This window comes from Mesorhizobium sp. M1312 (assembly GCF_040318115.1).
In the GTDB taxonomy this organism is placed as follows: Bacteria; Pseudomonadota; Alphaproteobacteria; order Rhizobiales; family Rhizobiaceae; genus Mesorhizobium.
Window position 1 is genome coordinate 1 of sequence record NZ_JAMYLQ010000063.1, and the last position, 11,527, is coordinate 11,527.

Here is an 11,527-nt window from a genome sequence, read left to right on the forward strand (position 1 = left end):
TTTTTGTTTTAGCTTTAGCTCGGCCTAACCCCTTAAACCATTTTTGGTTATCTGGCGGGGCGTCGGGGGGGGGGCGCCGCGACGGCACGTCTTGCTTACTCGGCCGCGTCGGGCAGCCGGATCGGGTTGTCGTCGAGCTTGGTGTTCTCCAACTCGACATTGAGGCCTAGGGACCGCATTTCCTTGACCAGAACGTTGAAGCTCTCGGGGATGCCGGCCTCGAACGTGTCGTCGCCTCTGACGATCGCCTCATAGACCTTGGTGCGGCCGGCGACGTCATCCGACTTCACCGTCAGCATCTCCTGCAGCGTGTAGGCGGCGCCATACGCTTCGAGCGCCCAGACCTCCATCTCGCCGAAGCGCTGGCCACCGAACTGCGCCTTGCCGCCCAGCGGCTGCTGGGTAACGAGCGAGTACGGCCCGATCGAACGCGCGTGGATCTTGTCGTCCACAAGGTGGTGAAGCTTGAGCATATATATGTACCCCATCGTCACTTTGCGATCGAAGGGTTCGCCGGTGCGTCCGTCATAGAGCTGCGACTGACCGCTGGTGTGCAGGCCCGCCTGCTCCAGCATGATGTTGATGTCGGCCTCGTGCGCGCCGTCGAACACCGGTGTCGCGATGGAGACGCCGCGGCGCATCTGCTCGCTGAGGCGAACGATACTCTCGTCGTCATAGTCGCGGATCGGCTCGTTGCGGTCGTTGGCCGGCATGAAGCTCTCGAGCGTCTTGCGCAGCGGCTTGATGTCGCCGGCCGTCTTGTAGGCGTCGATCAGATCGCCGATCTTCCTGCCCATGCCGGCGCAAGCCCAGCCCAGATGCGTCTCCAGGATCTGGCCGACATTCATGCGGCTCGGCACACCCAGCGGGTTGAGCACGATATCGGCATGCGTGCCGTCCTCGAGGAACGGCATGTCCTCGACCGGAACGATCCGCGACACGACACCCTTGTTGCCGTGCCGGCCGGCCATCTTGTCGCCGGGCTGCATCTTGCGCTTCACGGCCACGAAGACCTTGACCATCTTCATGACACCGGGAGGCATCTCGTCGCCGCGCTGCACCTTCTCGACCTTGTCCATGAAGCGCTGTTCGAGCGCCTTCTTGGAATCGTCGTACTGGCCACGCAGGGCTTCCAGTTCGCTCTGGAGCTTTTCGTTCTCCACCGCAAACTGCCACCACTGCGAACGCGGATACTCGTCGAGCGTGTCCTTCGACAGCTTCGAGCCCTTCTTGAAGCCCTTCGGCCCGGCAATCGCGTCCTTGCCGACGAGAACGTCGGACAGGCGCGAATAGACGTTGCGGTCGAGGATCGCCTGCTCGTCGTCGCGGTCCTTGGCGAGGCGTTCGATCTCCTCGCGCTCGATCGCCATGGCGCGCTCGTCCTTCTCCACACCGTGGCGGTTGAAGACGCGCACTTCGACGACGGTGCCGAAGGTTCCGGGCGGCATGCGCATGGAGGTGTCACGCACGTCCGACGCCTTTTCACCGAAGATGGCGCGCAGAAGCTTTTCTTCCGGCGTCATCGGGCTTTCGCCCTTCGGCGTGATCTTGCCGACCAGGATATCGCCAGGCTGCACTTCCGCACCGATATAGACGATGCCGGCCTCGTCGAGGTTTTTCAGCGCTTCTTCCGAGACGTTGGGAATGTCGCGCGTGATTTCCTCCGGCCCAAGCTTGGTGTCGCGCGCCATGACCTCGAACTCCTCGATGTGGATCGAGGTGAAGACGTCGTCGGCGACGATGCGCTCGGACAAGAGGATCGAGTCCTCGTAATTGTAGCCATTCCACGGCATGAACGCGACCAGCACGTTGCGGCCGAGCGCCAGATCGCCGAGTTCGGTCGACGGGCCGTCGGCGATGATGTCGCCCTTGTTGACCCGGTCACCCATGCGCACCAGCGGACGCTGGTTGATGCAGGTGTTCTGGTTCGAACGCTGGAACTTCATCAGCCGGTAGATGTCGACGCCCGACTTGCCGGGATCGAGATCTTCCGTGGCACGGATAACGATACGCGTCGCGTCGACCTGGTCGACGATGCCGCCGCGGCGGGCGCCGATGGCGGCGCCCGAGTCACGGGCGACGATCGGCTCCATGCCGGTGCCGACAAACGGCGCTTCGGCGCGCACCAGCGGCACGGCCTGACGCTGCATGTTCGAGCCCATCAGAGCGCGGTTGGCGTCGTCATTCTCGAGGAACGGGATCAGGGCCGCGGCCACCGACACCATCTGCTTCGGCGACACGTCCATCAGATCGACGTTTTCGCGCGGCGCCATCATCACTTCGCCGGCGTTGCGGCAAATGACGAATTCGTCGACGAACCCACCATTCTTGTCGAGCTCGGCATTGGCCTGCGCAACATGGTGCTTGGCCTCTTCCATCGCCGACAGATAGACGACCTCATTGGTCAGCTTGCCGTTCACGATCTTGCGGTACGGGCTCTCGATGAAGCCGTACTTGTTGACGCGCGCGAAGGTCGCCAGCGAGTTGATCAGACCGATGTTCGGGCCTTCCGGCGTCTCGATCGGGCAGATGCGGCCGTAATGCGTCGGGTGCACGTCGCGCACCTCGAAACCGGCGCGCTCGCGGGTCAGACCACCGGGTCCAAGCGCCGAGAGACGGCGCTTGTGGGTGATCTCCGACAGAGGGTTGGTCTGGTCCATAAACTGCGACAGCTGCGAGGAACCGAAGAACTCGCGCACGGCGGCAGCCGCCGGCTTGGCGTTGATCAGGTCCTGCGGCATCACCGTGTCGATCTCGATCGAGGACATGCGCTCCTTGATCGCGCGCTCCATGCGCAACAGGCCGACGCGGTACTGGTTCTCCATCAGCTCGCCGACCGAGCGCACGCGGCGATTGCCGAGATTGTCGATGTCGTCGATCTCGCCCTTGCCGTCGCGCAGTTCGACCAGCGTCCTGACCACGGCCAGGATGTCGTCCTTGCGCAGCACGCGCACGGTGTCCTCGGCCTTGAGCTCGAGGCGCATGTTCATCTTGACGCGGCCGACGGCCGACAGATCATAGCGCTCGCTGTCGAAGAACAGCGAGTTGAACATGGCTTCGGCGGTTTCGAGCGTCGGCGGCTCGCCGGGGCGCATGACGCGGTAGATGTCGAACAGCGCGTCCTGGCGGCTCTCGTTTTTGTCGACATTGAGCGTGTTGCGGATATAGGCGCCGACATTGACATGGTCGATGTCGAGAACCTTGATCTCGTCATCGCCGGCGCTGAGAAGCACCTTCAGCGTCTTTTCGTCGATCTCGTCGCCGGCTTCGAGGAAAATCTCGCCGGTCGCATAGTTGACGATGTCCTCGGCAAGGTAGTTGCCGAGCAGATCCTCGTCGGTCGCCTTGATCGCCTTGAGACCCTTTTCGCCGAGCGCTCTGGCCTGGCGGGCAGTGATCTTCTTGCCGGCCTCGACGACGACCTCACTGGTGTCTGCATCGATCAGGTCGCCAACCGCCTTGAGGCCGCGGAAACGCTCGACGTTGAACGGAATGCGCCAATGATCGCCGGCGCGCTTGTAGGTGATCTTGTTATAGAAGGTCGACAGGATCTCCTCGCCGTCCATGCCGAGCGCCATCAACAGCGACGACACCGGAATCTTGCGGCGGCGGTCGATGCGGGCGTGCACGACGTCCTTCGAGTCGAACTCGATGTCGAGCCACGAGCCACGATAGGGGATGACCCGCGCGGCAAACAGCAGCTTGCCGGACGAGTGCGACTTGCCCTTGTCATGGTCGAAGAAAACGCCCGGCGAACGGTGCATCTGCGAGACGATGACACGCTCGGTGCCGTTGACGATGAAGGTGCCATTCAAGGTCATGAGCGGCATGTCGCCCATGTAGACGTCCTGCTCCTTGATATCCTTGATCGACTTGGCGCCGGTATCCTCGTCGATATCGAACACGATGAGGCGCAGCGTCACCTTGAGCGGCGCGGCGTATGTCAGGTCGCGCTGACGGCATTCGTCAACGTCGAATTTCGGTGCTTCGAACTCGTACTTCACGAATTCCAGCATCGAGGAGCCGGAAAAGTCGGAAATCGGGAACACCGATTTGAAAACCGCCTGCAGTCCCTCGTCAGGACGCCCGCCCTTGGGCTCCTCGACCATCAGGAACTGGTCATAGGATGCCTTCTGAACCTCGATCAGGTTCGGCATCTCCGCAACTTCCGGAATCTTTCCGAAGAATTTGCGTACGCGTCTGCGGCCATTGAAAGTTTGTGTCTGGGCCATCGTCGCTCCTTAGCTCGATTCTCGGGGCGAGCCTCGCCGCTGCTCGCCTTGCATTCTCGGCCACCTCGGCGGCGGCCTTTATTTGTTCACCCGCCACCTGTCGGTGGCCGGCCAAAACGGGAGAAAACCCGTTTCCTGAAGGCCGGTTCACGGCCCTCAGGAAAGAGGTTTTCGTACTCTTCGCGTTACGCAGCCTCCCTTCGCCAAGGGAGTGGCGGACGGCGCGAAGCCGCCCGCCGATATCAAACGCTTACTTCAGTTCGACCTTGGCGCCGGCTGCTTCCAGCTGGGCCTTGAACTTGTCCGCGTCGGCCTTGGAAACAGCTTCCTTGACCGGCTTCGGAGCCGCCTCGACTAGGTCCTTGGCTTCCTTGAGGCCAAGACCGGTGATGGCGCGAACTTCCTTGATGACGTTGATCTTCTGAGCGCCCGCCTCGGTGAGGACGACGTCGAATTCGGTCTTTTCCTCGACCGGAGCAGCTGCGGCCGCAGCACCGCCAGCGGCGGCAACCGCCACCGGAGCAGCAGCGGAAACGCCCCACTTTTCTTCCAGAAGCTTCGACAGCTCGGCCGCCTCGAGGACGGTCAGCTTCGAAAGGTCGTCTACGATCCTTGCCAGATCAGCCATTGCAATATTCCTTCATAGGGTTCGAACGTGTGTTTGTGATAGCGAGGAACGGCCTCATGCCGCCTCGTCCTTCCGGGCGTAAGCGCCGATGACACGCGCGACCGAAGCCGCAGGTGCATTGACGATCTGGGCGATCCGGGTTGCCGGCGTGGCGATCATGCCAACCAGCCTGGCGCGCAGCTCATCGAGCGACGGAAGTGTGGCGAGTGCCTTCACACCGTCGGCGTTGAGCGCGGTGGTGCCCATTGCGCCGCCGAGAATGACGAGCTTGTCATTTCCCTTGGCGAAATCGGACGCGACCTTCGGCGCCGCAATCGGATCCTCCGAATAGGCGATCAGCGTCTGTCCCTTGAACAGGTCGATGATCGATGCGGAGTCCGTGCCCTGAAGAGCGATTTTGGCGAGGCGATTCTTCGCGACTTTGACGGTGCCACCGGCGACACGCATTTTCGACCGAAGGTCGTTCATTTGCGCGACGGTGATACCGGCGTAGTGGGCCACGACGACTGAACCAGCGCCCGAAAACGCTTCATTCAGGCCCGTGACGAGTTCGCGTTTTTCCGCTCTGTCCACTGCCTATCTCCAGTTGACCCCAATCCTGTTAACGGGAACATTCCCATTACGAGGACAGGCGTCGGGTTGCCTTGCCGGCCGGGCCATCCAGTAACGGATCTCCCGAACGACGCTCGAGGATCCTGCCCCCTTTCGCCACACCAGCCGGCAAGCCGAATGGTGCGCAGACAAAAGGCAAACACGGTTCGAACCTTTCATTGGAGCAGTCGCTCCGTTGTCCGGTCTTCACCCGTCTCATGCAGGCCCACATGAATTAAGGCCCCCCTTGAACTAAGGCTTGGGGCCGCCCGCAATCTCGGACAGGATGTCCGGAAGCCTTCCGACTTCCGGTACCGGGCCGCCAAGATAAGTCGGAGGCCCGGAATTCTGTTTGCGGATCAGCCCTTTAGCGGCCGATCCAAATGGTTCGTATCAGGACGCCGCCAGCGTCGAGACGTCGAGCTTAAGGCCCGGCCCCATCGTCGAGGTGACCGACACCTTCTTGACGTAGTTGCCCTTGGCGCCAGCCGGCTTTGCCCTGTTCACCGCGTCAGCGAAGGCACGGACGTTCTCTTCCAGCGCCTTGACGTCGAACGAGATCTTGCCGACGCCGCCATGAACGATGCCGGCCTTCTCGACGCGGAACTCGACGGCGCCGCCCTTGGACGCCTTGACGGCGGCGGTAACGTCGGTGGTAACAGTGCCGACCTTCGGGTTCGGCATCATGCCGCGCGGGCCGAGCACCTTGCCCAGACGGCCGACCAGCGGCATCATGTCCGGCGTGGCAATACAGCGATCGAAGTCGATCGTGCCCTTCTGGACGATGTCGACCAGATCCTCGGCACCAACGATATCGGCGCCGGCCGCCTTGGCTTCCTCGGCCTTGTCGCCACGCGCGAAAACGGCGACGCGGACGGTACGGCCGGTGCCGTTCGGCAGATTGACCACGCCACGGACCATCTGGTCGGCATGGCGCGGGTCGACACCCAGGTTCATCGCGATTTCAACGGTCTCGTCGAACTTCACCGAGGACCGGTCCTTGAGCAGCTTCAGCGCATCACCCAAGGCATAGGCCTTGTTGGGATCGATGCCTTCGCGGGTCTTCGATACACGCTTTGCAATCTTTGCCATGATCTCAGCCCACCACTTCCAGACCCATCGAGCGGGCGGAGCCCTCGACCATGCGCATGGCCCCCTCGATATCGGTCGCGTTCAGATCCTTCATCTTCTGCTCGGCGATAGCGCGCACCTTGTCGCGGCCAATCGTGCCGGCCTTGACCTTGCCCGGCTCCTTCGAGCCCGACTTCAGGTTCGCGGCCTTCTTCAGGAAGTAGCTCACCGGTGGCGTCTTCATGACGAAGGTGAACGACTTGTCCTGGTAGTAGGTGATGACGACCGGAATCGGCGATCCCTTTTCCATTTCCTGGGTCTGCGCGTTGAACGCCTTGCAGAACTCCATGATGTTGATGCCGCGCTGACCAAGCGCCGGTCCGATCGGGGGCGACGGCGTCGCCGAGCCCGCGGAAACCTGGAGCTTGAGCTGGCCTGCAATTTTCTTAGCCATCTCTTTCCTGCCTTTATCTCATGCCGGGCCCCAAAATCTGGGCAACACCGGCGGTTGCAGTCTGGTGGTGCGGTTCGCGCGGCCGGCTAAAGCCGCATTCGCCTCCCACCCGTTTTGGCCGCGATTTTCACGCCGCCTCCTTCACCGCCGAATTGGCGACAAGGATTTCGGATCAGCCCTTTTCGACCTGTCCGAATTCGAGATCGACCGGCACGGCGCGCCCGAAGATCGAAACTTCCACCTTGAGCCGCGCCCGCTCCTCGTCCACTTCCTGGACGAAACCGTTGAACGACGCGAACGGACCGTCCGAGACTCGGATCGCCTCGCCGATCTCGAAAGTGACCGATGGCTTCGGCCGCTCGACGCCTTCCTGCACCTGGTTCAGGATGCGCTGCGCCTCGGCCTCGGTGATCGGAACCGGCTTCGAGTCACCCAGAAAGCCGGTGACCTTCGGCGTGTTCTTCACGAGCGAGAACACCGCGTCGGTCAGGTTGGCCTTCAGGAGCACGTAGCCCGGGAAGAACTTGCGCTCGGCATCGACCTTGCGACCGCGGCGTATCTCGACGACCTTCTCGGTCGGCACCACGATCTGCTCGATGTCAGCGGACAGGCCTTTCTGCTTGGCCTTGTTCTCGATGTCCTCAGCGACCTTTTTTTCAAAGTTCGAATAGGCGTGGACGATGTACCACCGCGCAGTCATTTCAAGACTTCTCCGTAATCGCCGGACTTAGCGTCCAATGCCCAGAATCTGCTCGACCGCAAGGCCCATGAGCTGATCGGCAGTAAAGAAAAAGATCATCGCGATCACAGCGAACGCCAGAACCATCACCGTCGAGATCATCGTTTCGCGCCGCGACGGCCAAGTCACCTTGGCGGTCTCCGCGCGAACCTGCTGGAGAAAGACGAAAGGATTTCTGGTTTTCGAAGCCATGTGCCGCCTGTCTGCGAGACCCGTTGACCGGATCTCCTGGATGATCCCGCTGGCCGGGATGTGCCGCCTGAGCCTGTGTTCGCGCCGAATCAGCGCAATCATTTCGCCCATGCAAATCGGACGCGTAAAGCCGGATTCCCAGCTCCACGCGTCGCGTGTCTGTTTCGTCTACATAAAACCGATTCTTGATCCACGCAAGTGGCAAGTGTCCGCTTTATGCCAAACGCCGCCTCGGAACCATCCAGTCGTCCCGTCTCGGCTATGGCGCTCTTATGCCTCAAGACAGCCTATATGGCAAGCCACCGCGCGATTTTCAAAGGCCGATGCGTGGAAGATCAGACATTTCATGAATTGGCCATTTCGAAAAATGGCACGGGCAGCAGGGCTCGAACCTACGACCTGCGGTTTTGGAGACCGCCGCTCTACCAACTGAGCTATGCCCGTATCGCGCGCTGCTATTTCATAAAGCGGACAAGAACTCAAGTCGAGTTTTTAGGCGTGGCCGCGACGAGCTGCGATCGTCGAAATCCGAGGGCCAGCGCCCAGGCGCATATGAGAAGTTCGAGAGCAAAAGTCTCATGCAGCATGAAGCTCATGACCCAATTGCGATACATGGCCGGAACCGTGACGAGTTCGAGCGCATGCCGGTCGAACGGCATTAGCCACATTATAGGCGAGGCCACGCTGTCCAGGATCATATGCATCATTGCGGCGGCAAAGAAGGCGCCGACTAGGGCCAGATATCGCTGATCACGCCATTTCGCGACCGACAATGCCACAAGGCCGGCCGCTGCCCAGAAGAGCGGCCAATGCGTAATGTAGGCGTGGTGATGGGTTCGGCCGTGATCGACAAAATGGAAGTAGACCATGTCGATGTCCGGGAAGACGCTGCCGAGCATAGCCGCCGCCATGATCGCCGATCTGCCGGGCCAACGGTTTCGCGCGAAAGTACCGAGTATGTAGCCAGCCGGAAGATGAGCGATCAGCATCGCCAAACCTTGTTCATTGCCGAATCGGTCGAACATCGCGGCATATTGTGGCGCATTCAGGAAGGATTACCTCGCTTCGCCCCAAGCGGGCTAGGGAGAGGCTATTTCGCGCTCGGTGGCTTGTACGGTCCGCCGGGCACGCCCCAGCCCCAGGCCGGCATCGGTTCCGTCTCCGGGTCGCAGGTCTCGCCAAGGTTGGAGTTCATCTTCGCCAGCCGCGACCCCCATTCGACATAGGCAGTGAAAGCCGAGCGGAATTCCGGATCGTCCGGCAGCCCGACTTCATCGGCGGCATCGACGAGAAGGTTGATCCAGCGGCGGCGCTGTTTCTCGCTCAGATGCTTGCCGAGATGGTGCATCACCATCTCGGTATGGCCGCCATGCTCTTCGCTGTAGGTCTTCGGTCCGCCAAAGACCTCGCCGATGAAGGCCGCGACATGTGCAGGATGGTCCGGCGACATGTTTTTGAACACCGGGCCGACGATGGAATCTCTAAATACCTTGCCGTAGAAGGTTTGAGTCAGGCGGTTCAGCGCTTCGGTGCCGCCGGCCCATTCGAACAATGTCGGGACGTCCTCGTTCATCACCGATCCTCGGTTGCAACTGACAGCGACGATAGCGGAACGATCGTGCGGAGCTCAACCTGCCTCGATGGCCAGTTTGGGCCGGTGCGAAGCTACAGCTTCGGCGGCGCCGCCGCCTCGGCACTGGTCGACGGCGTAATCCTGCAATTGTCGGGCTTGGGCACCGATCTGCAGATGGTTGGCGCCCGCCAGCTCGTCCACCGATTGCGGTCCCGTCGTCAGTCCAAACTTCAGCATCATGTCAGGTTCGAGTTGGTGCACGTCGGAGTGCTTCTCAATCGCTGTGAACAGGCCTGGACCGATCGCCATCTCATTCAGGTAAGCCTTCACTGCCAGCTTCTGTCCCATCAGGTACAGGCTAAGCCGCGCCTGAGGACCGACAAACCGTCTGACACCCGCGGCAAGCATGAGCGCGCAGGCCGAATCACACTCCGCTCCCGCATCGACGCTCAGTCCGGCATAAGCGCCGTCTTTGGCCAGGCAATTCCATTCTCCCGGGTCGCAGCCGACGAAATCGGTGCGGGCAACGGCAACGTCGAGCTTCCTCTCGTGGATAATCCTTCCCGCCGCCAATGCGCCAAATAAGTCGCCGCCTTGTGAGCTGATCACCACAGGCAGCCGCCGGTTGCCAAGCGTGGCGAGCAACTGGCGCAGCTTCTGCGGGGTCTGAGGCGTAATCGTGCCTTCCGCCGATATCCACTCCGGGCAATCGGGATTGCAGAGCGGGTTGCTGCCGCGAACGACAACGAAGCGCATCTCCGGCGCCCCGCTCGCCAGCGCTGCTTCGAGCGGCTGAGCAGCTGCCTCCTTGGCCGGCTGAGAAAGTGGGACTTGAGCCGATTGAGAAGGTCTGGCCTTCGCCTCGATCGCTGCCACCTTGGCCGGCTTGGCATTCGCAGGGATTTCCCTGCAGTTCGCCGGCGCCGGTCTCCGCCGGCATATGGCTGCTTCCGTCAGGATGTCGACGGAGTCGAGGCTGGTGACGAGCTTCATCGCCAGCATATCTCCCGACTTGATCTGCCTTATATCGCTGGCCGGCGTTGCTTTCATTACGTCCAGCACGCCATGATCGACGCCCATCTCCTTCAGATAGGCCGCCAGTCTTTTCTCCACCGACTTGCTCATCTCGTAGGTCTTGTAGCTGCCGGCGTTCTTGCGGCCGACGACCTTCTTGCTGAGGATCTTCTTCTTGCCTCTCACCACGCGATAGGTGGTCCGGTACTGCAATTTCGTCTGGATGTAGGTCGTGGTGATCTGATGGACGCCGAGATAGGCCCATTGTCCGGCGACGCGCCTGATGCCCCCGGCAAACATCAGCGGACAGGCGGAATTGCAGATGGCGCCGCTGGCATAGGTGAAGCCGAAATAGGTCGCGCCCTTGCCGTCATTGGCTCGGCAATTCTTCATCTGTGGCTCGCAGCCGTAAAACATCGTCGCGCCGACTGCGATATCGAGCCTGTTCTTGCGGATCATGCGGCCGATCTGAAGGGCTGCATCGACATTGCCGCCCGGAGAATTGACTACGATCGGCAATTTGCGGCCGCCAAGCCCCTTGAGCGCGCGTTTCAACAGCGCCGGCGTGCCGGCTTCTATCGAGCCTTCAGCCGATATCCATTCCGGGCAGGTCGGTTCGCAACCTGGCGCGCTGCTGCGGATGACGACAAACCGCATCGTCGGACCAAGATCCGGCGCGGATGTTTCGGTATTCGCCGCGAAGGCAGCGTGTTCCATGCCAAGGAACGACGCCAGGCAGATCACCCCAAGCATCCACCATGCCTCGCCATTCAGACGGTGCCATGAAACCATTCGGGCAAGCCCCCGCAATGCCACCTATACTAGTTGAGGTTTGAAGGCGTGCAACAGGGTTTTGCGACGACGCCGCAGGGCGCCGGCCGTACCCAGAAAAGCAAAAAGGGCGGCCCGAAGACCGCCCTTTCCTTGTCGATCCGGCAACGCCGGTCGATTACTCTTTGATGGTGACGACGATGCCGGCACCGACGGTGCGGCCGCCTTCACGGATGGCGAAGCGCAGCTTCTCTTCCATGGC

General features: G+C 61.4%; 11 protein-coding genes and 1 tRNA gene. All 12 read right to left on the minus strand.

The genetic code is table 11. The features are described 5' to 3' along the window. Positions 1 to 95 precede the first annotated feature (95 nt). Positions 96 to 4,232, minus strand: a complete 4,137-nt coding sequence (gene rpoB / locus NKH36_RS33820) for a DNA-directed RNA polymerase subunit beta (RefSeq protein ID WP_352966122.1) — start codon at positions 4,230 to 4,232, stop codon at positions 96 to 98. Between the two features lie 250 nt (positions 4,233 to 4,482). Beyond that, positions 4,483 to 4,860 carry a 50S ribosomal protein L7/L12 gene (gene rplL / locus NKH36_RS33825; protein ID WP_352966123.1) on the minus strand — a complete coding sequence of 126 codons (378 nt, stop codon included), beginning with the start codon at positions 4,858 to 4,860 and terminating at the stop codon, positions 4,483 to 4,485. 54 nt (positions 4,861 to 4,914) lie between these two features. Continuing rightward, positions 4,915 to 5,433: a 50S ribosomal protein L10 gene (gene rplJ, locus NKH36_RS33830; RefSeq protein ID WP_352966124.1), complete on the minus strand. Its 519-nt coding sequence runs from the start codon at positions 5,431 to 5,433 to the stop codon at positions 4,915 to 4,917. 411 nt (positions 5,434 to 5,844) lie between these two features. Further along, a complete protein-coding gene (gene rplA, locus NKH36_RS33835) occupies positions 5,845 to 6,543 on the minus strand; it encodes a 50S ribosomal protein L1 (protein ID WP_095494992.1) in 699 nt (232 codons plus the stop codon). A gap of 4 nt (positions 6,544 to 6,547) precedes the next feature. After that, complete coding sequence (rplK, locus tag NKH36_RS33840; RefSeq protein WP_029352163.1) at positions 6,548 to 6,976, minus strand: 50S ribosomal protein L11; 429 nt, start codon at positions 6,974 to 6,976, stop codon at positions 6,548 to 6,550. Between the two features lie 172 nt (positions 6,977 to 7,148). Then, positions 7,149 to 7,676, minus strand: a complete 528-nt coding sequence (gene nusG, locus NKH36_RS33845; RefSeq protein WP_006333333.1) for a transcription termination/antitermination protein NusG — start codon at positions 7,674 to 7,676, stop codon at positions 7,149 to 7,151. A 27-nt stretch (positions 7,677 to 7,703) separates the two neighbouring features. Next, positions 7,704 to 7,907: a preprotein translocase subunit SecE gene (gene secE / locus NKH36_RS33850; protein ID WP_352966125.1), complete on the minus strand. Its 204-nt coding sequence runs from the start codon at positions 7,905 to 7,907 to the stop codon at positions 7,704 to 7,706. Between the two features lie 368 nt (positions 7,908 to 8,275). After that, positions 8,276 to 8,351: transfer RNA gene (locus tag NKH36_RS33855), tRNA-Trp, on the minus strand. A 35-nt stretch (positions 8,352 to 8,386) separates the two neighbouring features. Further along, on the minus strand, positions 8,387 to 8,932 hold the full coding sequence (locus tag NKH36_RS33860) for a metal-dependent hydrolase (protein ID WP_352966126.1): 546 nt from the start codon (positions 8,930 to 8,932) through the stop codon (positions 8,387 to 8,389). Positions 8,933 to 8,997: 65 nt separating this feature from the next. Continuing rightward, on the minus strand, positions 8,998 to 9,480 hold the full coding sequence (locus NKH36_RS33865; RefSeq protein ID WP_352966127.1) for a group II truncated hemoglobin: 483 nt from the start codon (positions 9,478 to 9,480) through the stop codon (positions 8,998 to 9,000). Between the two features lie 54 nt (positions 9,481 to 9,534). Further along, positions 9,535 to 11,247, minus strand: coding sequence for a COG3904 family protein (locus NKH36_RS33870; protein WP_352966129.1), 1,713 nt, complete (start codon positions 11,245 to 11,247; stop codon positions 9,535 to 9,537). A gap of 196 nt (positions 11,248 to 11,443) precedes the next feature. Further along, positions 11,444 to 11,527: EF-Tu C-terminal domain-related protein (locus NKH36_RS33875; RefSeq protein ID WP_455749504.1), on the minus strand; the 84-nt coding region annotated here is incomplete at its 5' end.